This is a genomic window from Aliivibrio fischeri, from assembly GCA_038993745.2.
In the GTDB taxonomy this organism is placed as follows: Bacteria; Pseudomonadota; Gammaproteobacteria; order Enterobacterales; family Vibrionaceae; genus Aliivibrio; species Aliivibrio fischeri_B.
Genome location: CP160630.1, coordinates 1,023,364 through 1,048,265 on the forward strand (window position 1 = coordinate 1,023,364; position 24,902 = coordinate 1,048,265).

Genomic DNA, 24,902 nt, shown 5'->3' on the forward strand with positions numbered 1-24,902 from the left:
GCAGATGAGCGCACGCATCGTTTATGACAGCGCAGGTGTAATGATAGAGAGCGGAAGTGTTCAAGATGACTCACTTACCGCTCTTGTTTTTATCTCTATGTTTACCGATGCTAGAGCTGAAGATTCAGATGTATTACCAGATAATTCTAACGACCGTCGCGGTTGGCCTGGCGATACATTTTATGACGAACCATGGGGCTCTCGCCTATGGCTTCTTTACCGCGAAAAACTCACCACTGATGTTCGTAACCGTGCCGTTAAATACACTGAAGACTGTTTGTCTTGGATGCTTGTAGAGAGTGGTGATGGCGTTACTGCAAAATCAATTACAGTAACGGGTTCTATTCCTCAATATCAAGTTCTTGCCTTAACGGTGGTTATCACAAAACCAGATGATAGCGTCATTACACTGACTGTATCTAAACAATGGGATATTCAATATGCCTTATAGTGTTCCTACTCTTAGACAGCTCATTGAAACGGGTTTAATTGATATTGAATCATCGTTAGATGAAGTGCTACCAAAGTTCGGAATTGAGCAAGCGCTTAATGTTTCTGTAAGCGGAAGTGTGCGTGATTTATACGACTACATTACCTTTGTTGTTCGACAAATTATTCCAACTACAGAGTCAGAAGACCAAACGATTATTGATACCGCTCGTTATGAAGGTATTGTTCAAAAATTGGCAACTTATGCGGTTGGTCCTGTCACTTTAACTGGTAATACATCGGTTCCTATTGGCACGAAATTAAGCCATCAAAACGGTCAAGTTTATACGGTTACTTTTGCTAATCCGCCATCAAGTGGAACGGTTGTTGTTACGGTTCAAGCCGATGAAGTTGGTGTTGATGGTAACTTGGTTTCAGGCGAAATATTAACCTTGGTTTCTGCGGTTCCTGGTATTCAAACAAATGGTATTTCAAACGGCATTATTGGTGGTGCAGAAGATGAGTCAATCGCCTCAGTTTTAGACCGATTATTGTTTAGAAAACGTAATCCGCCAATGGGTGGTGCTGTGTACGATTACGTTGCTTGGTGTCGTGAAGTTCCGGGCGTAAGTCGTGCATGGGCTGTAGACTTTTATCAAGGCGGTTCCACCGTTGGTTATGCGTTTGTTTTTGATGAAAGAGAGGATATTTTACCAACCTATTCCGATTATGTAGCGATGAATAGTTACATATTTCGTCATCCTGACCCATCAACAGGATCTAACGTTGGTAGGCCAGCAGGAATTGAAGTAATAGCAATTCAATTAACGTTAAAAACTATCGATATTGATGTAATTATTTCTCCAGATACGCCCGATAATAGAACCGCTGTCGAGCGGAGTATTCGCTCTTTTACACAAACGTTAAGTCCAGGGCAAACTATGTATAAAAACAGTCTTGGAACCGCCATTGGTTCTACGCCTGGTATTGATAATTATACGATCGATTTAGCTGCTGATGTTCCTGCTCAAACTGAGGAATTAAACACAATAGGAGCCATCATATGGGGCACTCTATAGCAGCATGGACAAGTGCGCTTCAACAGCAAATGCCACGTGGTTTAGCTTGGCCTACGGATACGTCAGGAAACCTATATAAATATGTTTCTGGATACGCACCAAGACTGCAAAGAGTAGAAGAGAAAGCCACGGGATTGCTTTCTGAAATGCGACCAGAAACCATGGTTGAATCACTCGAAGAATGGGAAGCATATTTAGGCCTTCCTGAGTGCTTTGTTCAGTATCGAACGTTTGAAGATAGACGTAACGCAGTTATAGAAAAATACCATCGTAAAGGCGGCTTGCAAGCGTGGAACATTGAAGAACTGGCCGCTAAGTTAGGCTTTGATATTTCAGTTGATGAGGTGTATCCACATCATTGTCTACGTGATTGCACTTACCCACTTTATGAAGAGAGTTTAAGGCATGTAATTCAAATTACTGTATATGGAATTACTCAAACTTATTCGACGTGTTTGGATGATGTTTTAACACCAATAGCATCATCAAATAACGCCGCTATTCTTGAATGTACATTGAACAAATTCAAGTTAGCAGGCAAGTACTACAACTTTATTTATCCACAAGAGGACGCATAATGCATTTTCTTCAAAATAATACTCAGGTTGCTGTAAAACCTCCTCTTAAGCCACGAACTGGTACTCCTGGTTTCTTTACTGAAAGTGGAGTAGATAACCGACCTTCGATACCGGGGCAAGATTGGTTTAACGCATGTATTGCTGAATTTCAAGGTGCTCTTGCTGCGAATGGTGTAGCGTTTGACCCTGAAAAGTTTGATCACCTTACTAAACTACTTGCAGGAAACGGTAGTCAGTTCGCCCCATACCGAGCCGATCGCGAATACGCAACAGGCGAAACTTGTACGACGGTAGACGCTACAACGGGTATGTTAAAAATCCATCAAATGTATGATGGACCAAACAAAACTTGCATAGGTAAAGACCCAGACGATCCTCTAAACCGTCGTGAAGGTTGGCCCGACTATCCAAAGCCATTCATTTGGATTGAATACACAGGCAAAGCACCAGGAGAGACGGTTTGGTGGGGTGGCGCAGACTTACCATCATTCGCACTACAAGAAATGAACCAAACAGTAAGCGCAGAGTTCTATTGGCGTTTAGCGCTAGCACGACCTGAACTGGTTTCTGGTGGCGATATCAATTTACTAGACGCATCTGGCCGCTTCGTTCGTGCAGCAGATGGTACAGCGTATATTGCAGGTCAGACGCATGAGGATGGAATTAGAGAAATTTCAGGGTCTATGAATTCTATCGTTAATCAAAACGGCCTTGGTACTGGTTCATTTGAAACGATAGTTAATTCGAGCTTAAACGTACCGAGTGGCTCTAGCTCTTGGAAAGATACAACAACAAACTTCAAAGCTTCTGATTCGACAAATGTAACCACTCAAGTTATGCCTGTTGGGTTAATTGAAAATAAAGGAGTTATAATTTAATGATTTACTTCAAGTACAACAAAGAAACATTAGTTGTTGAACACGGTCTAGTACGAGCAACTCAGCACGCGGTTGGACAATTTTCAATTCCAATAGATGCAATTACCGATGCATCAATAATTAAAACGCATAAAGAAGGTTTTAAAGTTATCGCCGCTGATATTGATGAAAATGGAAAGCCGCACGCAACTGAGTACATTCGTAATTTAATAGGGAAAACCGTATACGCTAAATCAGATTGTAACAAATCAAAATGTATGGATAATCTTGGTGAGCCTGACTTCGAATGGACATTAGACAAACCTAAAACGCGCTTTGATGAATGGTTTGATGGTTTAGGGTGGGTTACTAATACTCAAAATAAATTTCAATCAGAAGTCCTTGATGTTGATTCTAAACGTCGTTATTTGTATTCGACTATTGTAGATCCTCTTCGTGCTGAATCCATTGACGAAGCGTTACAGGGTAATACTGAAAAAGCTAACGAGTTAGACAAGCAGCGTATCGAAGCAAGAAAGAAAATTAAATCTGAAAACCCATTCCCAGAATACCCAACCGACTTATGAACAATAAAGCTAGAGTATTGAGCAGTTTAAGCCGTGCTCATTTCTCTAGCTTTTATTGTTCATACTACGCGCCGCGCTACATTCACACTTTCGATAAGATGCACCGATTCTTGAATAGATGTGACATTTTCCATCATATTTTTATTCGCATTTTCAGACTGAGCCTGTAGCTTGCTAATAATCTCCTGAATATTACTCGTAGATTCCTTTGTTTTAGCTGCTAGATTACGAACTTCATCAGCTACCACAGCAAAACCTCTTCCCGCTTCACCGGCACGTGCAGCCTCAATTGCTGCATTTAATGCAAGCAAGTTCGTTTGCTCTGAAATACTGCTGATAACGTCCGTCACTTCGCCAATATTAATTGCATCATCTCGTAATACAGAGATCATTTCTGCGGTTTGTTGTACAGATTCATTAATATCAACAGTCAATGCGATCGAATTATCAAGTGTATTATGTCCATTTGATACATTTGTTATTGCCTTTTGTGCTTCTTCTTCCGCCTGAGCAGCATTTGTTGTCACTTCTTTTGAAGTACTAGATAGCTCACTGATCGCGGTAGAAATTTCTTCAACTTGTGCCAATTCATGCTGAGAGTTCTTAGCCGTATCAGACATGACGACAGCCAGCTCTTCTGAAGCTGCTGATACACTATTTGAAATTGAATGACTCGACGTCACTATTTCTGACAGCTTCGAGCTTAAGGTAACAACTGAGCGGTATATACCTGTATCATTATCTGATGCCACTAATTGCTGAGATAAATCACCTTCCGAAATATTAGATAGAATTTCAGAGATGTTCTCTGGTTCTCCGCCAATCGGTTTATAGATTAAATAGATAACACCATAATAAACAATCGCTAATGAGATAATAAGAAGTGAAAAGAAGATGATAATTGAATTCTTTAACATCACCATACTAGGCGCGTAAACGTCATCCTCGTATTCATACATGACAACCGTCCAATCATAACGAGATAAATTATCAGCACTTGCCAAAACATAATCATCGTGGTCGATGTCATAAAAACGAGTATTGCCAGAATCAAAATCAACGAGCGCAGGTTCAACATTTTTAATATTCTTACTAACGTCGTCAGGATTTTTCGCTGCGATGATATAGCCTAAATTATTATAGGTAAATATCTGTCCTCGCTCTGTGAGCGTCCCAATAAACGCATTTAAAACATTCTGCTCAATCCCTATAGCCACAACAGCGACAACCTTACCATCACTTAAAATAGGTACTGCAAATGCAAATACATTTACTCCATCCGTATTTTGATACACATCAGTGATGATCTCCTTTTCACCAGCAAAGCCACGTACAAACCATTCGCGTTTTACCTCCTTAGCATTAAAGTTAGGAATAAACTGGCCATTTTCAAAAGTAAGTCCTGACTCAAATGCGATAAAGGCACTATTGGTATCATTATTTTCTGCTAATTTTCTCAAATCCTTTGTTGTGGTGACTTCATCTAGTCTACCATCAGGGTGATAAGATATAGAAAATGTCCTCAATGATGAAAAGTAGCCATCAAGTTTTTCTCCTAACGATACCGATATTAATTTAGATCGATCTTCCGTCGATTTAGTTATCAGATCTTTATTTATTTGACTGAATTCATTAAAACCATTCCAAGTTAAAGCACTCGCTATCGAAACCAATAACACGAATATAAATAATAATATTTTATTCTTTAACAACATCCATTATCCTTTTTGTTCACTATTTTAATATAAAAACTCACCTTACATTAATTAACTAATATCAATACAAAACCAGTTATTGATAGCTTATATCAATACCTCTCTCACAAAGTAGTTCATTATTAACATCTACAAAAAAATCAATACCAAAAATAGTGTTGATAAAATAAATTTCTTCCAATGTTAATTCATTTATCACACTTATCATATGTATGCTTTCATTTGCATTATATATAATCATAGGCCTTACTTTCTGTTTGTTATATTTATTAGTCAATTCATATTCTTTACACTTCGAATTATATAAAAATCAAGGAAAATAAACTAATAATGATGGATAATTTATATATAAAACCTTTAAAAACAACATTATATAAAATATAATCATCATACATTCACAATATTAATTTATAATGACAATATTGTTAATTGTGATCAATGACTGATTTTTTATAAATTCTAAGTGTTATCTTTGCGATAAATCAAAAATAATTTGTAACGTTATGAATTTAAAGTTTAAAAATTCCTTATTAATGCTAGAAGATAGGCCAAAAATTCTCATAAATAATAAAAGTTATGTGATAACCATTCCCGAAAGTAAGATTCTCAAATTACTTATCGAAAATAAAAATACATCAATAACTAAGACTGAACTCATTGTAACCGCATGGGGACACCCTGATTTTATAGGCCCTAACTCATTAGCTGTTGCTATATCTAACATCAGAAAAATAATTGAACATGATGGGTTAATATTAAAAAACATTCCTAAAGTTGGATATAAACTAATAATAGATGAACCACTAAAACATCAAAACAGAACAGTAAACATTAACAATAGAGAGCGAGCACTTGATAATGTTACACTCGCTAAAAACAGTGCAATTATAACGAAATTAACATCGTCACCTATTCAAATACTTATATTCTCAACCTTGACTTACTTTGTCTTATATTTGATTCACTCATGGGTCCTAATTAATTAAAAATGAACAAACTAAGCTTAATTAAAATAAATATTTTTATTGCCACTATAATGCTACTTCTGATTTCTATTTCTTTTGTTAACGGCACAGGTTGCAATTACAAGATGAATCTTATTGATAGTAAGAATCCGAACTTTCAGATAAAAATGACCTGTTTTAAAGGGAACTACGTCGCTTTACAAACCTTAAAATATGGCGATAGCACTTCAAAATGGAAAATTACAGCACGGCAATTTAACTTGTTTAATCAAGTCATTTTATACATAAATAAAAGAAGCCCGTTGGTTAAGCCTACCTATAACAACAAATTAGACGACTACAACCAGTTAGTTTTTGATCAACGCTTACTATTTTATGCTTACAAAATAGACAAAAAGAAAAATATTATTACAGTATACGAAGATTTTCCCGAGAGGCGGGCTATTACAACAGAATTCACAGGAAAAATTAGTCAATGGTAATAAAATAACTGCCATGACATTACGTACGAAAGAGCTTATATGGTAACATGATGTAAATTTTACATCACATTAGGTTATATCAGTCTTATGAAACCTTCTATGGAAAAAGTATTACTTCAAATAGCTTTGGATCTTAGCTCTAACTTATCCAGCGATTTACATTATCAACGTCTGATTAACTCGATTCATCAGGTATTTCCATGTGATGCTAGTGCCCTTTTTATTCTAGATAATGATCACTGCCTTAAGCCAGTCGCTGTTAAGGGGCTTTCTCAAGCAGTATTAGGACGTTGTTTTCCACCACAAGTCCATCCTAGGTTAGAGGCGATTTTACAAAGCAAACATCCTGTTAGGTTTGAATCAAATTCAGACCTACCTGATCCGTTCGATGGATTATTACTCGTAGATGAAAGTATAAACATAGAAGTTCACGACTGTTTAGGCTGCAGTTTATATGTAGAAGATACGCTCGTTGGTGTACTCACGTTAGATGCCTTAGAAGTGGGTGCTTTTAAAAAGATAGATGACATTACAATTGAAACATTTGCAGCCCTCGCCGCTGCGACTTTACATAACAAAGCTCTGATCAAAACACTCCAAGACAGTAATCAGCAACAAAAGTCCATCAACCAAACCTTAATTCAGCAAGCTAGAATTAAAAAAGGCGAATTAATTGGTATTAGTCCTCAAATTACTCGCCTTAAATCAAACATAAGTACTGTTGCCCATTCAGATTATGCTGTTTTAATCAGCGGTGAAACAGGATCTGGCAAAGAGTTAGTCGCTCACTCTGTGCACGCACAATCACAACGAAATGAACTTCCAATGATTTATGTTAACTGTGCAGCACTGCCCGAATCATTGGCGGAGAGTGAGCTATTTGGACATGTCAAAGGTGCATTTACTGGTGCGAATAACCATCGAGCAGGTAAGTTTGAATTAGCCGATAAAGGAACTCTTTTTCTTGATGAGATCGGAGAGCTTCCTCTGTTAATTCAAGCAAAATTATTACGCGTTATTCAACAAGGTGAAGTTCAACGTGTAGGCTCAGATAAAAACGTGATGGTGAATGTGCGTATTATTGCTGCAACCAATCGTAACCTAGAAAAAGAAGTGGAAGAAGGTCGTTTTCGTGCCGATCTTTTTCACAGACTTAACGTATTTCCAATCCATGTTCCACCACTTCGTGAACGTGAAGGCGATATTTCTGTTTTATCCGGTTATCTACTCGATAAAGTTAGAACACAGTTCAACGTACCAAATTTACATATCCACCCAAAAACACTCACTCATTTAGAATCGAGCCCTTGGCTTGGTAATGTTCGTGAACTTGAACATACACTAATGCGCGCAGGATTAAGAGCCATTCAAGAAAATGCAAACAGTATTACATTAGCTCACTTTCTTGGCGATATAGAAAATACGGAAGATGTAAAAAACACATCACACTTATTACCAAATAAAAGTCAACCTATGAGAGAGTTAGTAGAAAGCTATCAAAAACAATTAATTGAACATGCATTATCCGAATCTAATGGAATTTGGGCAAAAGCAGCTGAATTTTTGCAAATGGATCGTGGAAATCTCTATCGTATGGGAAAAAAATTAGGCATTTCAAATTGATACAAACAAACCAAATGATGTAATTATAACATCATACGCTGTAGTCATTAATACATCAATAAGCAAAAAATGAAACAATAAAGCCATTTAAATCAACAACTTAAAAATGGCACACACTGTGCAATAGATGGTTCATCAATGTCGATTCAAATCTCGACTGGTTCAACAATCTATTGCACAATAGAACGCATTGAACTGGCATGATTTGAACAATATGTATTAATGACTGGAGTTCTAACTATGTTCTGTATCCAATGTGAGCAAACGATCCAAACACCAACAACAAAAGGCTGTTCTTTTGCACAAGGTATGTGTGGTAAAACCGCTGAAGTTTCTGACTTACAAGATATTTTAGTTTACGCATTACAAGGGGTTTCTTTTTGGGCTGAGCAAGGTCGTAAAGTAAACGTCATTCTTGATGAAATCGATCAGTGGGCACCAAAAGCTTTCTTTGCCACGCTGACCAATGTTAATTTCGATCCTGAACGTGTTATTGAGTTTGCACAACAAGCACAAGATTACAAACAACAATTAGAAGAAACGGTACGTGCGGCAGCAACAGTTACTAACACTGAATTAGATGAATTATCGCCAGCTGCAAAATTCGAACTACCAACAGAAGCAGATCAAATCATTGCCTTAGCCCCACAAGCAGCCGTAAACCGTGGTCATGAAACACAACATGAAGACGTTATTGGCTTACGTTTGCTTTGCTTATATGGTCTAAAAGGTGCAGCAGCTTACATGGAGCATGCTCGTGTTCTTGGGCAAACAGACAAAGACGTTTTCACTGAATATCACCAAATCATGGCATGGTTAGGCACTGATCCTACAGATCTCGGTGAATTACTAGATTGCTCAATGAAAATTGGCCTAATGAATTACCGTATCATGGAAATGTTAGATACTGGTGAAACAGATACGTTTGGTCACCCAGAACCATCACAAGTAAACATTAAAACTATCGAAGGTAAATGTATTCTGATTTCAGGTCACGATTTACATGACTTAGAAAAGATCCTTCAACAAACAGAAGGTAAAGGCATCAATATTTACACTAACGGTGAAATGCTGCCTGCTCACTCTTATCCTGAACTAAAAAAATACCCTCATCTTGTAGGTAACTACGGCAGCGCATGGCAGAACCAGCAAAAAGAGTTTGCTAACTTCCCTGGCGCAATCGTAATGACGTCCAACTGCTTATTAAACCCAAATGTAGGTCAATATGCAGACCGCCTGTTTACTCGTAGTATTGTTGGTTGGCCGGGTGTTGCTCATATTGAAGGGGATGATTTCACAGCAGTTATTGATTGTGCACTAGCGCAAGAAGGTTTCAAGCACAACGAAATCGAACAAATGATCACGGTTGGATTTGGTCGTAACGCACTAATGGCTGCAGCTCCTGCAGTTGTTGAGCAAGTAAAAGAAGGCAACATTAGCCACTTCTTCCTTGTTGGCGGTTGTGATGGTGATAAATCAGAACGTAGCTACTACACAGACTTTACTGCTCAAGCTCCTGAAGACTCCGTGATTCTGACATTAGCTTGCGGTAAATACCGTTTCAACAAAAATCAATTTGGCGATATTAATGGTATCCCGCGTTTATTGGATGTTGGTCAATGTAATGATGCATATTCAGCTATTCAACTCGCACTTGCACTAGCTAAAGAGTTTGATTGTGACATTAACGAACTTCCATTAACGCTGGTACTTTCTTGGTTTGAACAAAAAGCAATTGTTATCCTACTGACTCTATTTGCTCTTGGTGTTAAAGGCATTTACACAGGCCCAACAGCACCTGCGTTCTTAACAGATAACCTACTTGCTATCATTCAAGAGAAGTTTGATATGCGCAGTATCGGTAATGTAGAAGACGATCTAAAAGCCATTTTAGCCGCGTAATCAAATCAAATAAATCCATCAAATTATGCCTCAGTTATCTGGGGCATTTTTCGCTAGCGTGTATTCAACACAATCTGACCAATAGAGAATAAACATGACACAATTTATTTGGCCAACCACTCCAGTTCAACTTCGTTGTGATAAAAAATGGCAAGAAACAGATGATACGATTAGCCTACAATTAATCAGTGAACACAAAGAAACCTTTGATTTTAAACCGGGTCAGTTTGTTAGTATCGGTATTGAAATTGAAGGAAAAATGGAATACCGTGCCTACTCTATCAGCTCAGTTCCAAATCAAGATTTTCTGCAACTAACCATTAAACGCGTCGAAGGTGGTAAGGTATCAAACTACCTAATTGACCAATTGAATGAAGGCGATGAGGTTGCTGTTTTAGCACCAACAGGCCCTTTCAACTCTATTGATTGTAAACCAAGAAAAAAAGTGGCGTTACTAAGCGCTGGCTGTGGCATCACTCCTGTCATCTCGATGGCGAAATCGTGGATAACTCAAAATAAAGATATCGATATTACTTTTGTCCACATGGCAAAATCTCCAGAACACACCATTTATTTTGATGAACTTCAGTATCTAAATAAGCAACATGCTAATTTCAATCTCAAATTATTATTAAAAAACCCACAATTTACCGATTACCCACAAGGTCGATTAGATCAAGAGTGGTTAGTAACATTATGTCCAGACTTAGTCGAAAGAACCGTATTTCTATGTGGCCCAACAAATTTCATGCAGGACATGAAAAAATATGTTGAAGCAATAGGCTTAGACATGGCTCACTTCTTTCAAGAAAGCTTTACTCCTATTGAACCTGAAATCACGGATACAGTTGAAAACTCGGGCGTTGTCCAATTTGATGTACCCGCTTTTGGTGTATCCAAAGAAATAGATAAAGGCGCAACTCTTGCTGATGTATTAGAAGAAAGTGGCGTTCCGATCATCATAGCCTGTCGTAGTGGTATGTGCGGATCGTGTAAGTGTAAAGTAACCAAAGGCGACGTTTCTCGCACCAGCACAGAAACACTGAGTGAAGAAGATATTGCGCAAGGTTATACGTTAGCGTGTTCAAGCCAAGTTCAAAGTGATGTTGAAGTGAGTTTAGTTTAATATCATTTTATTCATTCCCAAAAAACCGATGACTCTTTTTATACTAATCATAGTAAGTAAGTGATCATCGGTCTTTTTATATCGTACTTATGCAACAAATTGATAAATCAATCAAAGTCACCATACAGAGTTAGTGGATTAACAGGCATAGCTATTGGTTGCCAACGATCGGTAAAGGTATATTTAGCATAGAAAAGTAAATGGTTTGGTTCATAGAAATCCGAACGCTGAATATCGACGGCGGCACCTAAATACCAACGCTTACTGATTCTTTGCTCTACTGCTGCCTCTAAAGAAAAACCAAAGCCACCACCACGACTTGAACCAAGCGTTGCCCCTTCAACATATGGAGCATCTTCTTTTGTCCAAGAGTTTGAAATTGATCCACTGACTAAATATGAAAGACTATTATTAATACGTTCATAATAATTGACAGGAATAGAAACAGAGAAATAATCCTGAGGGCTATAATAACCGCCATATCCGTAGGCATATTCACTCAAATTCTTGTCATAATTTAGATACATCAAATTTAAGCCTAAACTTAACCGTTTATCGTTGTCGTTGATTATTTTCCAATATGTACCGCCCAATAAGCCTAAACGAGTATTATCCTCTACTGATTTGCCTGTCATTTTATGAAATTGAGCACTTGCCCAATAACCAACATCACCACCTAAATCGTAACTACCACCAAGCTTAATACCGGTTTTCATCACTCCGCCCCATTCCTCACCTTGATGATTTGAAACGGTATCAGGCACCGTCATACCTGCATAAGAAAGAGTGCTGCTTGTTTCTGAACGGCGAGATAATGTCGCTTTCCATCCAATGTCGCCTAGATCGCCAGAAAGATTCAAACCACCAACAATATTTTGTTGGTCAAACCCTATAGGTGTTGTTCCAATATCGGCACTCCATGAATCAGCTAACCACCCAATACCGAAGGCGGTACCAGTATCTTTCTCATTCATTCTTGTTGTTGGATTATAGTAATCAATATCGCCAGAATTCAGATGCACTACATCGGCTCTAAGTTGCAGATGCCCATCGTATTCAGGCATTGGAATAATTGCTTCCACTGGTATTTGAACGGACTTGTTTGCTCCTTCACGAGCACTGTAATCAACACCAAAAGAAACATACCCTTGCTTGCGCGCATCAATATAATCAATATCTGATTTTACATTTCGAGTTAGCCAGTTATCATCAGCGTTATCATATAAATGTCGAAGCGGCATATCTTTAGGTTCGTCTTTATCCTTAATCTGAGCGTCATCTTGACCAACCGTCGGACCGCCTTGCGGGTCTAAAGCATCTTCAATAAGGGCCAATTTAGCCATATCTTTAGCTAAACCCCAATCTTGCTGAGTCATGGCTACAGACATTCCATCTCGATAATCAATAGCATCACTATCTTGTTTATTACTTAATCCTTTAACCAAAAGTGACGCTTCTTGTTGATGCCCATATCTTGATAGTATTCCTGCAAGTTCAACGCTATTACGACTAGATAACGCTTTTTCCTCACTGTACAAATGCAATGCTAAGGGAAGAACGGTCTCTTCTTTTCCTAAAGCTTCTCGAGTTTTAATAACACCTAATAATGCATCATGCTGATACTGAGAATGCAATTGGCTTGCTAGAGAGTAATAATACTCGGCCTCTTCATACTGTTCATTTTTATAAGCGTACTCTGCAAACAACAAATCTCGACGTATCGCTTGATCAATGGTTAGATTGTCATGAATTTCAGTATTGAGCGCTTGCTGCCAAGCTTCAAATTCAGAGTTTTGCTCAAATTTAAACAATAATTCACCATAATGAAGTTGAGTTTCCATCTCCCACTCATTAGTAGGATGTATCGTATCTAAACTTTTTACGGCTTTCTCAGAAAAACCAAGTTGATACTGAATATCAATCAGAGACATGGTTGCATCTGGGTTAGATGAATATTTTATTTTTAAACGTTCAATTTCTCGCTCGGCAGCATCAGGATCATCCTTAGCCAATACATACAGAGATCCGAATGTTTGACTCATCTCCAATCGGTTTAAATTAGATGTCATTGCATCACTGCGTTTTTCTTTTGATATTGCAGTAAGTTGGTTTATTGCTTCTGGGGTATTTCCATGTCTTGCAAGATATAGCGCATAAGCAAATTTCATTTCAGGAGTCGGCGTTTCTATCGACCAGGTTTGCATTTGCTTATCAGCACGCTGCTCTTGACCAATTAAATGAAGTGAATCTGCAATATCACTACGTAACCACGGTGATGTAGGAGGGTCTGAAAGCAATTTATCTACGATAGTATTAGCCGTTACTGTATCACCGCGCTTCATGGCTTGATTTAATTCAGCCATCTGCATCGATATTTCAACTTCATGAAAGCGTTCTGCTAATACTTTTTGAGCATTTTTTGGTAATTTACGTCCACTTACTAACGCCTGCTTTTCGCCATAAAGTGCGATATTTACATTAAACCAACCTCGTAATGCGGTTTCATCAAGACTATTTTTACTCAGCGCTATTTTATAATAACGAAGGGCTTCTTCATTATTGTGTTGAACTATAGCTAACTCGGCTAAATAGTTATAAGCATAAGGGTCATCTGGCTCAAATTTAACCGCTTGGTGATATTTTCGATTTGCACCATCAAAATCCCCTCTCTTCATTTTTTTCTCACCTATCTCAAGGTAAGACCAATAACTAGAAGAGCTAATCAGTCCATTCCATTTATCTACATTTCGAAGATCTTTATCGTATTTTTTAGCTTTTTGAAAATAAGATAATGCTGCCTCTTGCTGACCTAAACGCAAATAAGTCATGCCTAGCGCACCTAAAATTTCAGGATCATTCGGGCGTGCTTTTAACGCTATAAATAGTTTTTGCTGTGCATTTCGGTAATGACCACTTTCAAGCTCTTTTAAGCCATCTAATTTAGCCATATAACGTGGATCTTTTCTTAGTTCTTTTTCTTTAGCTAATCGTTCTTTTGCGTCTATCCATGCTTTTTTATACTTAGTATTTGATGGGAAATAGCTAGCTAAAATGGCATATTGCACAACGACATCATCGGTTATGTATGTATCATCTAAACGAGATAACCATAATGTTCCAGCGCTATTACTTACAGAAGGCTCAAGAGAAAGGCGCTGTAATAGCTGCATTGCTTCAGGATTAGAAGGGTTTCCACGTGAAATATGTTCAGCATACGCTAATTGGAAATCAGGTACACCTGGGTGTTCTTGATTTAGTTTTTTTAAGCCGAATAATACTTCTCGTTCATGCCCCTCAACTCCTGATTCAATTTTCAAATATTGAAGCTGAATCTCAGGTGTTGGCATACCATTCGGAAACAGTTTTTTTAACCCATTTAATGCCTGTTTATTTCGTCCAGATCGCGCTTGCAGCATAATTTGCTGATATGCAGCCTTGTTATCACCATAAAGCGAGAGTACATCGTTAAGCTGTCTAGTAACTTTTGATTTTGGGTGCTTTTTCTGTAATTTTTTTAAAATTAACGTCGCTTGATCAACTTGACCTGATTTGGCCAAGTATTGCGCCTGAAAACTTAACCCTTCTGCATTTTCAGGATCAATAGCAAATAACCGCTTCAACGTAGTTTGTGTAATATCAGGGCGATGAAGCAACTGTGCATAAGTTAATTGTTTAATTAACCATGCTTTAGATTGAACCTCTGATACATCTTGTTGAAATACAATTGGCTCATGGTTATTGATATCTCGATTCAATGATACAGCAGAAACTGGCGATGAATACATAGCCCCCAGCATAGCAAAAGAAACAAATTGTTTAAGGCGGTATTTGCTTACTGACATACATTAACCCACTTAGGAGTAACGCTGCCATCATCATTAAAAGAGTACAAATCTTGATACCAGCCAAGGCCGAATAAAGTCAGCACACTGTTATAGTAATAATCACTTTCAATCTTCGACAATTCTGCTTGGATCTTTTTCTCATATTCAACGGCATTTGTATTTGAATCTAACGAAGATAATAAAGGCAAAATAGCTGCGTTCATTCCGACGCCACCTTGATTTTTACCTTTTCCTGTTAGCACATTTATTGTCTCAGGCATGCCTTTATTTCTTTCTATAACACGAACTAATGGCTTCATTTTACCAAGTAACAATGCTTTATTAGGATCACTATCTGGTAGCATTCCTGCCCATAAATACACTCTAATCGCATTATAACTGCCAACACTTTGGGTCTTTGAATCTTTTTTAAATTGAGTTTTATCCCACTCAACCCAATCAGGACTATAGCCTTTTGGCATGGTTTCTTTTAGTAATTTTGCGCTTGATTGATATATTTCTTCCCATTGGTAACTAGGGAAAATCGTATTCATTCGAGTTAGCAACTGCAATGGAACGTAGCTTGGGTTTAATCGAACATGATTTTTACCCAATACAAATCCCACTTTTCCTGGCAATAATACCGTTCCAAGACCTGACACTTTGATGGTTTCGTCACGTAAAATTCGACTAGCCAGTAAATGTCCAAGAGATTGATAATAATGGTTATCCCACAATCTTCCGGCTTCGAGTAGACTATAAGCAATCCATAAATCTGAGTCAGCTGCTGAGTTTGAGTCTAAAATACCTTGCGAGCCATCAGGTTGCGTTCCCCATAACCAAGCAGGGAGTTGTGCTGTTAGATCCCCCCCAGCTAAATGCAACTCAGTCCAACCAAGTAATTCATCAAATGTTTTTTTATCATTCGCAATTAATGCAAAAAATAAAGCATAGGATTGACCTTCTGATGTCGTTATTAAACGAGGATCACTGTTATCAACGACTCGACCATTCTCTATATAATGTTGTTTAAAGCTTTCCCATTGCCCCCATTCACACTGATTCTCTTTTGTTAGTGCGGCAGATGAAACGATTGGGGTTGTGTAATTTTCATCTTGAGCAATAGCTGAAGAAGAGCAAGTTAACGTGCCAATTAATAGACTCAATACCGTTAATTGCATTTTCATTATTCATCTTCCTCTGTGTTTAAACGATTTTTGGCGATACGGCGAAGTACTCTAAATAAAATAATTGTGACCATTACAACTAATAAGGCGGCAAGCAAAGCCATCACTAACGGGTGTTTTGAAAAGTGGTACCAAATCAACTGAGAAATCGGTAATTCACCTACGTAGTAATGTTCTCCTACATTAAAACTGGCTACCTCATCGTCTCGTAAGGTAATAACAGAACCAAACATAGCCGACACTTTACCGCTGTCATTTAATGCTTCATTGACCAATGCAAACGATTCTGGTGTCTGTGCTAAAACGCTCACAATGGTACGTTGTGATGTATATGGTGACTCCATACTAGTGATAGCCGCAAAGTTACCTGTCGTATTAATACTTACTGAATCAGAAACCTGTTGGTTTTTACCTGACGAAGCTCCCCAATTTTGTCCTTTTTGAGTCTCATTCTTGCTTGGTAGCTGAACAATACGATTCGATGCAACTAATTGAATATTTTCAATTTTCTCTTTATTAATAGACGCTAACTCTGGCGTCATTCCTATGGTTAAGATATCTTTATCTTCAAGGTCACTTTCATTCCAATTATCAGTTAAAGCGACATTTAATACTGAGTAACCAGTATGAGAACCAAATACCCCCATCATATTAACGAAAGTCTGGATTTCTTCTGTACTTGGCTGCTTAGGTAATACAACAACCGTTTCAGATAAATCAGCCATTCGTGTAAATGGATAGCCCGAATTGGCAAAAGCACGCATATTCGGCATTTCGATATAATGAGAGAAACCTGAAAAATCGATAGTCGAATCTGAATTGATTACCGCATAATTCTTACTTGGTTGCATGGTTTGACACTGATCTTTACCACCAATAGAGGAAGCGAAACCAAATTCAAATTTAACCTCATTTTTACTACCCACTTGGAAAGCAGGAATACGGACCACTTGGCCATTTCCTAATAAATCATCGTCTAACAAAGGAAGTCTCAAGTGAGTATTGTCATTCGATTCACCTGACGTATTTAAATTAAACGCTTTTACGAATTGATTGTTAACACTAAGACTCATTCTAGAGCCAGAGTGATCTCGTAGTGGTGGCGTATAACGATAATTTAAGTCAAATGGGATCCCGTTACTTTGCCAAGTAAATAAATCAGGCGGCAATCTAAAGTGAAGAGAAATAGGCGGTGGATTTTGCCCTTCCACTTGTAATGTCATGCCTTCCGTTAATAGCTCTGATAACGCAACAGGTCTGTCTGTATTTATCCAATTGGGCGCGTCATAAGGAATACGAGGAACTAATTGTTCTGCAGAATTAATTTTTGCCGACGGTCCTGTTAACAAATCTTGTCCTAGTGCCAACCCTTTTACTGCGGTAATTAAATCTTCACTATTTCGTCCCATAATCAGCAATAATTTAACGTAAGGATCTGCTGGATGAGAAATCATTTGAATACGAGGGCCATCAGCGTCAGGGAAATCACGTAAGAAATCAGGTTTGCTATCATTAGTGATAAAAACAATCGCATCATTTTTTGGCAATTGATCATCTAATATTGGAAAACTTGCTCCACGCCATTGAGCTAACGCACCAAAATAAGATGAAGCAATACCCGCAGCTTTAATTTCATTAAGATCAAGCTTCTCACCAAATACCATTGGTAAATTGACATGCTTCATGTCTCTTGAATCAAAAAATGGCGCTGGTAATAAACTTAGATCATTATTAATTTTTGTTTTTTGAGTCGCTAATGTAATCGTACTTTGAGAGCTGATTTCAGTCCAAATACTGTTATCATTTGGATTACTACATGACATAGAGGCATTACCAACCAATTCAAATTTTAGTTGGTTAAAATCAGTGAACAAACGCGGATCGAGCTCAAGATCAACATCCCCTTTCTGACCTTGCATACCATCAGAAATAGCAACAACCCCAGCCAATTGGTTATTAAAATACACCTTTATATGTGAAACCATAGAAAGCAATGCTGGTGATGGCGTAAAATCAAAATGAAGAGAAGCTTTAGACACAACCTCATCTAAACGTGAGCCAAAACCAATATAAGCAGTACTTTCACTCCCCTGCAATCGGATTGATTCTCCATAACCAAGATCACCAAAACTAAACGTTTTTTTCGTAATAATTGAGGATGCTTGTGATGTTTGTATTATTCCATTTTGTAATGGAGCATTGTCACTATGAGCTGTAGCCACCGATGCATTTGCACCCGAGCTCATAAGACCTATTGCTACTGCAAAAACGCTTATTTTTGTTTTAATCGACATAACTGATTGCACTCTGAAAATTGACTTTTTTTGGTTTAAATGTGAGTAAGAACTCACTTGTTATAGTTATTAGTTTTACGATAGCTCGCACTGTTTTAGGGCTGTAAGCTATTGTATTTTTGTATCCTTTTGCCCCAATTTTAAATACGCTGAGCATGCTGGATAACGGTTTGTCACTTTGATAGCTTTTTTGCCATTTACTCCATACATCTGCACGGGCAAAAGTACATTGCACATAATCTATATTTTGTTGTTTTGTTAATGGCTCCAACTGCAGCCCTAATGCTTTACCGTTGCTATAGCTTACTGTTGTAGGAAAAACAAAATGATGCTCACCTCTTTGCAACGCAATATTAAGTGAATGACCAGATGGCAAATCAAGTGAGACTGGTAATTCGACACGTAGTCCACCTAATGAAAAATCCTTAATGTCACAACGCACTTTATGCCCAGAAGATAAATGTATAGACATTGGAATATTTACGACCACACGATGATCTTTTCTCACCTGCTTTGACTCTTCTGCAACCGCAACCGCACCACCAAGTATCAATAAATTATAAAAAACCCAAAGTAAGTTAACGACAACACTTCCAAGCTCATCATCAGGGCCCCAGCCTAGTCGATAGAGACCAAAGCCAATGCCTAAAACATTAAGAATAACAAGTAACCAATACGGCTTTGAAATGGACCAGTCGTAGTGCGTTTCTTCAATTAACCCACCTTTAGCTGTAACATTAAATGTCCCTTTATGCGGAGCAAACAGTGCTACAGTTGTTGGTCTTGCGATATACCATGACAAAACGGTTTCATACACCTCCCCCCAAAAGGAATAACGATATTCCCCCTGCATTCGAGAGTTCGTCATACTTGCGTGAACCATGTGTGGTAACACATATAAAATAATCGCCAATGCTGGTGCATAAATAATATACGTATGCATAATTAGGAAAACTAACGGCGCAAGCAAAAAGATAATACGAGGAATACCCGACAAGAAGTGGAGCATCGCATTGGCATAGCACAATCTCTGCTGCCATTTTAGACCTTTACCTAATAAAGGATTATCCACTCTAAAAATTTGAGCCATGCCACGAGCCCAACGAATTCGTTGTCCAATGTGAGCAGATAAGGTTTCAGTCGCTAATCCTGCTGATAATGGCTTTCGCAAATAGGCTGAACGATAACCCAAACGATGCATTCTTAATGAAGTATGTGCATCTTCCGTTACCGTTTCTACTGCAATGCCTCCCACCTCTTCTAATGGTTCTCGGCGTAATACTGCACATGACCCACAAAAGAAAGAGGCATCCCATAAATCATTACCATCTTGAATTAAGCCATAAAACAAGCTGCCTTCATTTGGTACAACACCAAAGTTTGATAGATTTCTTTCAAAAGGATCAGGCGAAAAGAAGTGATGTGGAGTTTGAATTAATCCAAGCTTTTTATCTTTTAAAAACCATCCCATAGTCAGCTGAAAAAAAGCACGGGTTGGTATGTGGTCACAATCAAAAATGGCAACAAACTCACCTGAAGTTTGTTTTAAAGCATAATTAATATTGCCCGCTTTAGCATGTTCATTTGTCGGTCTACGGATATAACCTACACCTACTTCTTTAGCGAATTCTTTAAATGAATCTCTTTTGCCATCATCAAGAATAAATATATTCAACTTTTCTTTAGGCCAATCAACACCTAAAGCTGAGTATACAGTTGCTCGAACTACATCTAGATCTTCATTATACGTAGGGATCATCATATCAATCGTTGGCCACGTTGATTGATCTTCAGGCAATGATGCAGGCTGTCGATTTAAAGGCCAAATGTTTTGAAAGTAGCCAAGAATAAGAACAATCCATGCATACGTTTCCGCTATTAAAAGTACACAACCTAAAAACAGTGCTAGCGGATCATCCCAATTTAATGATGAGGTATATCGCCACCAAATATAACGGCATGAAACCGTTACTGACAACGTAATCAACAATATAGTCGGAAACTTGCCTGGCATTCGTCGAAACATCATACCAAGAGACCATAATGCAAAAATGAAAAAAGCCTGTGCTGTTAAGCTAAAAGGAATCGTAAAACACAATAAAGCAAGCATACAAACAGCAACGCCTATAATCACATTAATCACACGTTCACTGACGATTGCACTACGTTTACTTACATTTTCCTTCTTTCTTATCTCACTATATTTAGAATAATTTTCTAACCATGCAACAACGGAAGTCAGCCCTTTTAACGGAAAGTAGAAAATACGATTTATTTGTCTCCAAACATAGCTAATCCATTGAGTTAAAGAAATGTCTTGCGTTATTTTCTTAGGCTGAACAACAAGTATTATCCAAACTAATTGAATACACATACGTAATGGGTCTAAGAATTTTAGTTGTGAAAAATCAATTTGTGGAAATAAGTAATGTGGCAACTTCCAACTATCAACATTAAAAATGGTTGGCTTTAAAAAGCAAAAGCAAATAAAAAACCATAGTGATAACACCAACTGGCTAATACCTGTTGCCACTTTATCTTGAGTATAAAAGTTCAATTGCAACCGGAATTCTTTAACGAATCTCGGTTGAAATAAAAATGAAAGCCAGCCAAACATAGATTATTTACCCTCTACCTCTTTCGCCGAAAAATGAGTTAAAAGCCAAAACGATAATTCATTTATACCCTGAGATATTTGACTATGAGGAGCATAATTAAGTACTGGATTAAGCTGTGAACACGCATCTGGTACCGCAGTATCAAAATGTAAAAACATAGGTAAGCACTGCTTATCTAACTCATATTTAAGCACCAACGACAAATCGACACTATTATCGCTGTATAGACTCTATTAATATGAACAATTAAAGAAGATATAGGGATTTGGCGAGAATTTAAGGGATTAGGTGGGATTAAAACCTCATGAAACCATATAGAATAAGGGCTGACGGTTTTTTAAAATCGCAGCCCTTAATGGTATTTAGGGATTGAGCAAAAATTTGCAAAATGATCAATTTCTCTAAGATGGTAAAAATACGCTAATGAATTGAGCACAAGCGCAAATCCTTGAATCGATGTTTAAACTAAATTTAAACGTTTAAAATTCGGTTTTTAAACTCTGGCTTTTCTAATCCTGGTCATAAGAACGCGAACCGCCTCACCAATTACTTCAATATCATTAAGATCATCCCCAGAAAAGAACATCTCATCGTACTCTTTGTTATCACTTTTAACTTTAAGTGTCTGTTTTATATGGTTGTATTGAATCCTTTTTATAAACAAATCATCTTTAAGACGAATAACATAGACCCCTTCATGCAAAAAGCTTTCTAAGTTAACCCTTTGTATTAGCACTAAATCATCCTCATACAGCGTAGGTTCCATAGAATCACCTTTAACTGGAAGAATGAATAGCTCTCTACGGTTCGTAACGCCATAGAGCGATAGAAGCTCTTTCTGAATAGTTACATACTCGGTCGCTTGATCTTGTTCGTATGGAACGCAACCATGACCAGCTGAAACAGTAACATCATAGACAGGAATCTTAACAGAATCAGTAAGATATATTACTGATGGCTCTAGTATTTCATTTGTAGTTATTTCTTCTAAAGCTGATTTTGGAAGGCTGCTTATATGATATTCAAAAGCAACTCCTTTAATTCCTGTTTTTTGTCGTTTCTTCCAGCCTTCTTTTGATGCTTTTCTTGTGACATTACTAGCCGTATTAGGCATTCCTTTAAGTAGTGAAATCTCATCTGATGAAAACCATTCTTTCATGATTTTAAAAACCTCCATTTGAAATCAAAATGATTTCAAAAAAATTATTGATACGACCCAATAAAAACAAAGACTTAGCAAAAAGCCTTAAATTTTTATGAAATCTTTTTGAATTCACTATTGATTTCAAAAAGAATCCAAATTATTATCTTTTTAACGCATGAGCTACCGCACGAGGTAGCTCAAAATAAATAAGAAAGAGGATCGCATGATATGAGCCTTAAGAAAAGAGATATGGCACGAGAAGATATTGTTGCTGAATTAAAGAAACGAAAAATCTCACTTCGTTCGTTAGGAATAGAAAATGGATTATCTCCTCATACGTTAAAAAATGCTTTAGATAAATCGTACAGAAATGGCGAAATTATTATTGCAAAGGCAATTGGAATGAAGCCTGAAGATGTGTGGCCTTCTAGATATGACTCTTTTAATAATGCTGCGTAATAGGAGGGGTTATGACTAGTTGGTTTACAGCAAAAGAATTAGTAGGGCTTCCAGGATTACCCGAACATTCTCAAACATATCAAGAATGGCTAAAAAAAACGGGTGGGAATTCAGAAGAAAAGAAGGAGTTAAAGGTGTTGCTTATGAATTCTCAATGAATTCACTACCAATACAAACCCAAACCGCCCTGATGAAAAAACAGGGAAAAGTAAACGTCGGTGGACAAGAAATCGTACTACCGAAACCAAAAGAAAAAACCTCTTATTGCAGTGAAGCACTTTGGGCTCGTTGAAATAAAGCAGGTGCAAAAGCGCAAGACAAAGCAAAGAAAACGCTTAAAGCCGTTCAGGCTGTACAGCAGTTAATGAACCACCAGGTTCCAAAAATGGACGCTTATCAATCTGTTTCTGACGAGTTCGGAATTCCAGTGGCAAGCCTTCGTAGATATTGCGCACAAGTAAAACGAATAGACATTGCTGATTGGGCTCCTGCTCTTCTACCGAAACATAAAGAAGCAGCTCAACTAGCAAGAAAGAAACACTTTGCAGAGATAGACGACCAAGCATGGGACTTTATCAAAGCTGATTATCTATCAAACGAAGAGCCAACCCTCACCGTTTGTTATGAAAGATTAAAAGATGCAGCGTCACACAACGGATGGAAGATCCCAAGTTACGACAGCATTAGAAGAAGAATGGCGTTTGAGGTTCCTGTAGAGCAGCGCGTCATGTTACGTAAAGGTGAGCACGCATTATTAATGATGTACCCACCGCAAGAACGCAGCGTAGCAGACTTGCACGCAATGCAATGGATAAACGGAGATGGTTACCAACACAACGTCTTTGTTAAATGGTTTAACGGCGAAATCCTAAGACCAAAAACATGGTTCTGGCAAGACATATACAGTCGCAAGATCATCGGATGGCGAACCGACATAAGCGAAAACACAGACAGCATTCGATTATCAATGATGGATGTGTTCGACAAGTTCGGAATACCAAAAGAAATAACGATCGATAACACCAGAGCAGCAGCAAACAAATGGATGACGGGCGGCGTACCAAACCGATACCGATTCAAAGTAAAAGAAGATGACCCACTAGGCATCATCCCAATGATGGGAATAAAGCTGCACTGGTCAAGCGTCATATTAGGAAAAGGTCATGGTCAAGCCAAGCCGATAGAACGAGCGTTTGGTGTAGGTGGTTTAGATGAATACATCGATAAACACCCATTAAACCGAGGTGCTTATACAGGCCCTAACCCAATGGCAAAACCAGACAACTACGGCAGCACCGCGATAGACGCAGAAGTGTTTCTACAGTCGGTAGCGAAAGGCGTAGAAATGTTCAACGCAAAAGAGAACCGAAGTTCGGAAGCGTGCCAAGGTTTCATGAGTTACAACCAAGCATTTAATGCGAGTTACGAAAGCTCAGCAATACGCAAAGCAACACCAGAGCAATTGCAACTAATGATGCTGCAAGCAGAAGCAACAAGAGTATCGCAGCACGGAACAATTACCCTGTCAGCAGGGGGAAGTTTACAAGGTCGTAAGAACCGTTATCACCATGAAACGCTGACCAACTTTATAGGGCAAAAACTAGTAGCAAGATTCGACCCACTAGCGCTGCATGAATCAGTAGAAATCTACACCCTTCAAGGTGTTCGAATTTGTACCGCAGCATGTTTAGACAAAGTAGGTTTTGGCGATACGCAAGCAGCAAGAGAGCATACACGCAAGCGTACACAATTTGGAAAAGCAAACAAGATAGCCGCAAAAGCGCAGCATGAAATGACCGCACTTGAAGCAGCTGCATTAATGAAACCTTTGGAAGAAGAAGTAGTACCAGAGACGAAAATAGTAGAACCATTTAGACCAGTTTCAATCGGCAGTAATGCAGTGAAAGCACAGCCGAAATATGAAGAAGATGCGGAAGAAGAATATGAAGAAAATTTCGCAGCAAGTATCGCTAAATGGCGTAGCACTAAAAATTCAAACAGCATTTAAACATTAGGTAACTGGAGTATAAAAA

The 24,902-nt window shown here is 38.1% G+C and carries 21 protein-coding genes; 14 read left to right on the forward strand and 7 right to left on the reverse strand.

The window, feature by feature from the left end; translation table 11 throughout:
- Window positions 1-4: 4 nt before the first annotated feature.
- The 5 genes from AAFX60_018830 to AAFX60_018850 are packed head-to-tail and all read left to right on the forward strand — an operon-like array spanning window position 5 to window position 3,530.
- A complete protein-coding gene (locus tag AAFX60_018830; GenBank protein XDF79215.1) occupies window positions 5-451 on the forward strand; it encodes a phage GP46 family protein in 447 nt (148 codons plus the stop codon).
- The gene (locus AAFX60_018835) at window positions 441-1,508 is read left to right on the forward strand and encodes a baseplate J/gp47 family protein (protein ID XDF79216.1); all 1,068 of its coding nucleotides are present in this window, start codon (window positions 441-443) and stop codon (window positions 1,506-1,508) included. Before AAFX60_018830 ends, AAFX60_018835 begins: the two co-directional genes overlap by 11 nt.
- On the forward strand, window positions 1,493-2,086 hold the full coding sequence (locus AAFX60_018840; protein XDF79217.1) for a putative phage tail protein: 594 nt from the start codon (window positions 1,493-1,495) through the stop codon (window positions 2,084-2,086). Before AAFX60_018835 ends, AAFX60_018840 begins: the two co-directional genes overlap by 16 nt.
- A complete protein-coding gene (locus AAFX60_018845) occupies window positions 2,086-2,964 on the forward strand; it encodes a hypothetical protein (GenBank protein XDF79218.1) in 879 nt (292 codons plus the stop codon). Before AAFX60_018840 ends, AAFX60_018845 begins: the two co-directional genes overlap by 1 nt.
- The gene (locus AAFX60_018850; protein XDF79219.1) at window positions 2,964-3,530 is read left to right on the forward strand and encodes a hypothetical protein; all 567 of its coding nucleotides are present in this window, start codon (window positions 2,964-2,966) and stop codon (window positions 3,528-3,530) included. Before AAFX60_018845 ends, AAFX60_018850 begins: the two co-directional genes overlap by 1 nt.
- 59 nt (window positions 3,531-3,589) lie before the next feature.
- Here the strand turns inward: AAFX60_018850 and AAFX60_018855 are convergent, their stop codons facing one another.
- Window positions 3,590-5,245: a methyl-accepting chemotaxis protein gene (locus tag AAFX60_018855; GenBank protein XDF79220.1), complete on the reverse strand. Its 1,656-nt coding sequence runs from the start codon at window positions 5,243-5,245 to the stop codon at window positions 3,590-3,592.
- A 503-nt stretch (window positions 5,246-5,748) separates the two neighbouring features.
- Between AAFX60_018855 and AAFX60_018860 the strand changes: the two genes are divergently transcribed.
- The 5 genes from AAFX60_018860 (at window position 5,749) to AAFX60_018880 (ending at window position 11,343) form a co-directional block, all read left to right on the forward strand.
- Entirely contained in the window at window positions 5,749-6,231 is a 483-nt protein-coding gene (locus AAFX60_018860) for a winged helix-turn-helix domain-containing protein (GenBank protein XDF79221.1), read from the forward strand.
- A 2-nt stretch (window positions 6,232-6,233) separates the two neighbouring features.
- Window positions 6,234-6,692, forward strand: coding sequence for a hypothetical protein (locus AAFX60_018865; GenBank protein XDF79222.1), 459 nt, complete (start codon window positions 6,234-6,236; stop codon window positions 6,690-6,692).
- Window positions 6,693-6,779: 87 nt separating this feature from the next.
- Window positions 6,780-8,315 carry a nitric oxide reductase transcriptional regulator NorR gene (gene norR / locus AAFX60_018870; protein XDF79223.1) on the forward strand — a complete coding sequence of 512 codons (1,536 nt, stop codon included), beginning with the start codon at window positions 6,780-6,782 and terminating at the stop codon, window positions 8,313-8,315.
- 240 nt (window positions 8,316-8,555) lie between these two features.
- Window positions 8,556-10,217, forward strand: a complete 1,662-nt coding sequence (gene hcp, locus AAFX60_018875; protein ID XDF79224.1) for a hydroxylamine reductase — start codon at window positions 8,556-8,558, stop codon at window positions 10,215-10,217.
- Between the two features lie 94 nt (window positions 10,218-10,311).
- A complete protein-coding gene (locus AAFX60_018880; protein XDF79225.1) occupies window positions 10,312-11,343 on the forward strand; it encodes a hybrid-cluster NAD(P)-dependent oxidoreductase in 1,032 nt (343 codons plus the stop codon).
- 107 nt (window positions 11,344-11,450) lie between these two features.
- Here the strand turns inward: AAFX60_018880 and AAFX60_018885 are convergent, their stop codons facing one another.
- The 6 genes from AAFX60_018885 to AAFX60_018910 form a co-directional block, all read right to left on the reverse strand.
- Window positions 11,451-15,185, reverse strand: a complete 3,735-nt coding sequence (locus tag AAFX60_018885; GenBank protein ID XDF79226.1) for a cellulose synthase subunit BcsC-related outer membrane protein — start codon at window positions 15,183-15,185, stop codon at window positions 11,451-11,453.
- On the reverse strand, window positions 15,176-16,354 hold the full coding sequence (bcsZ, locus tag AAFX60_018890; protein ID XDF79227.1) for a cellulose synthase complex periplasmic endoglucanase BcsZ: 1,179 nt from the start codon (window positions 16,352-16,354) through the stop codon (window positions 15,176-15,178). The genes AAFX60_018885 and bcsZ overlap by 10 nt, the downstream gene beginning before the upstream one ends.
- Window positions 16,354-18,648, reverse strand: coding sequence for a cellulose biosynthesis cyclic di-GMP-binding regulatory protein BcsB (bcsB, locus tag AAFX60_018895; GenBank protein XDF79228.1), 2,295 nt, complete (start codon window positions 18,646-18,648; stop codon window positions 16,354-16,356). Before bcsB ends, bcsZ begins: the two co-directional genes overlap by 1 nt.
- Window positions 18,638-21,265 (reverse strand): UDP-forming cellulose synthase catalytic subunit, encoded by a 2,628-nt coding sequence (gene bcsA / locus AAFX60_018900; GenBank protein ID XDF79229.1) that lies wholly within the window; start codon window positions 21,263-21,265, stop codon window positions 18,638-18,640. Before bcsA ends, bcsB begins: the two co-directional genes overlap by 11 nt.
- Before the next feature lie 3 nt (window positions 21,266-21,268).
- The gene (locus AAFX60_018905; GenBank protein ID XDF79230.1) at window positions 21,269-21,469 is read right to left on the reverse strand and encodes a cellulose synthase operon protein YhjQ/BcsQ; all 201 of its coding nucleotides are present in this window, start codon (window positions 21,467-21,469) and stop codon (window positions 21,269-21,271) included.
- A 290-nt stretch (window positions 21,470-21,759) separates the two neighbouring features.
- A complete protein-coding gene (locus AAFX60_018910) occupies window positions 21,760-22,425 on the reverse strand; it encodes a S24 family peptidase (GenBank protein ID XDF79231.1) in 666 nt (221 codons plus the stop codon).
- A 213-nt stretch (window positions 22,426-22,638) separates the two neighbouring features.
- On the opposite strand from AAFX60_018910, the gene AAFX60_018915 reads away from it, so the two are divergent.
- The 4 genes from AAFX60_018915 to AAFX60_018930 all read left to right on the forward strand — a co-directional run bounded on the left by AAFX60_018915 (window position 22,639) and on the right by AAFX60_018930 (window position 24,877).
- Window positions 22,639-22,869, forward strand: a complete 231-nt coding sequence (locus AAFX60_018915) for a helix-turn-helix domain-containing protein (protein ID XDF79232.1) — start codon at window positions 22,639-22,641, stop codon at window positions 22,867-22,869.
- A gap of 11 nt (window positions 22,870-22,880) precedes the next feature.
- Window positions 22,881-23,027, forward strand: coding sequence for a hypothetical protein (locus tag AAFX60_018920; protein XDF80185.1), 147 nt, complete (start codon window positions 22,881-22,883; stop codon window positions 23,025-23,027).
- Complete coding sequence (locus AAFX60_018925; GenBank protein ID XDF79233.1) at window positions 22,955-23,161, forward strand: DNA-binding protein; 207 nt, start codon at window positions 22,955-22,957, stop codon at window positions 23,159-23,161. The genes AAFX60_018920 and AAFX60_018925 overlap by 73 nt, the downstream gene beginning before the upstream one ends.
- A gap of 93 nt (window positions 23,162-23,254) precedes the next feature.
- Window positions 23,255-24,877 carry a transposase domain-containing protein gene (locus AAFX60_018930; protein XDF79234.1) on the forward strand — a complete coding sequence of 541 codons (1,623 nt, stop codon included), beginning with the start codon at window positions 23,255-23,257 and terminating at the stop codon, window positions 24,875-24,877.
- Window positions 24,878-24,902 lie beyond the last annotated feature (25 nt).

Coding starts and splice junctions, on each gene's coding strand:
- AAFX60_018880 (XDF79225.1), top strand. CDS start 10,312: ATGACACAATTTATTTGGCCAACCACTCCAGTTCAACTTCGTTGTGAT.
- AAFX60_018840 (XDF79217.1), top strand. CDS start 1,493: ATGGGGCACTCTATAGCAGCATGGACAAGTGCGCTTCAACAGCAAATG.
- AAFX60_018860 (XDF79221.1), top strand. CDS start 5,749: ATGAATTTAAAGTTTAAAAATTCCTTATTAATGCTAGAAGATAGGCCA.
- bcsZ (XDF79227.1), bottom strand. CDS start 16,354: ATGAAAATGCAATTAACGGTATTGAGTCTATTAATTGGCACGTTAACT.
- hcp (XDF79224.1), top strand. CDS start 8,556: ATGTTCTGTATCCAATGTGAGCAAACGATCCAAACACCAACAACAAAA.
- AAFX60_018910 (XDF79231.1), bottom strand. CDS start 22,425: ATGAAAGAATGGTTTTCATCAGATGAGATTTCACTACTTAAAGGAATG.
- AAFX60_018830 (XDF79215.1), top strand. CDS start 5: ATGAGCGCACGCATCGTTTATGACAGCGCAGGTGTAATGATAGAGAGC.
- AAFX60_018925 (XDF79233.1), top strand. CDS start 22,955: ATGGCTAAAAAAAACGGGTGGGAATTCAGAAGAAAAGAAGGAGTTAAA.
- norR (XDF79223.1), top strand. CDS start 6,780: ATGAAACCTTCTATGGAAAAAGTATTACTTCAAATAGCTTTGGATCTT.
- AAFX60_018920 (XDF80185.1), top strand. CDS start 22,881: ATGACTAGTTGGTTTACAGCAAAAGAATTAGTAGGGCTTCCAGGATTA.
- AAFX60_018845 (XDF79218.1), top strand. CDS start 2,086: ATGCATTTTCTTCAAAATAATACTCAGGTTGCTGTAAAACCTCCTCTT.
- AAFX60_018835 (XDF79216.1), top strand. CDS start 441: ATGCCTTATAGTGTTCCTACTCTTAGACAGCTCATTGAAACGGGTTTA.
- bcsA (XDF79229.1), bottom strand. CDS start 21,265: ATGTTTGGCTGGCTTTCATTTTTATTTCAACCGAGATTCGTTAAAGAA.
- AAFX60_018915 (XDF79232.1), top strand. CDS start 22,639: ATGAGCCTTAAGAAAAGAGATATGGCACGAGAAGATATTGTTGCTGAA.
- AAFX60_018850 (XDF79219.1), top strand. CDS start 2,964: ATGATTTACTTCAAGTACAACAAAGAAACATTAGTTGTTGAACACGGT.
- bcsB (XDF79228.1), bottom strand. CDS start 18,648: ATGTCGATTAAAACAAAAATAAGCGTTTTTGCAGTAGCAATAGGTCTT.
- AAFX60_018930 (XDF79234.1), top strand. CDS start 23,255: ATGGACGCTTATCAATCTGTTTCTGACGAGTTCGGAATTCCAGTGGCA.
- AAFX60_018865 (XDF79222.1), top strand. CDS start 6,234: ATGAACAAACTAAGCTTAATTAAAATAAATATTTTTATTGCCACTATA.
- AAFX60_018855 (XDF79220.1), bottom strand. CDS start 5,245: ATGTTGTTAAAGAATAAAATATTATTATTTATATTCGTGTTATTGGTT.
- AAFX60_018885 (XDF79226.1), bottom strand. CDS start 15,185: ATGTCAGTAAGCAAATACCGCCTTAAACAATTTGTTTCTTTTGCTATG.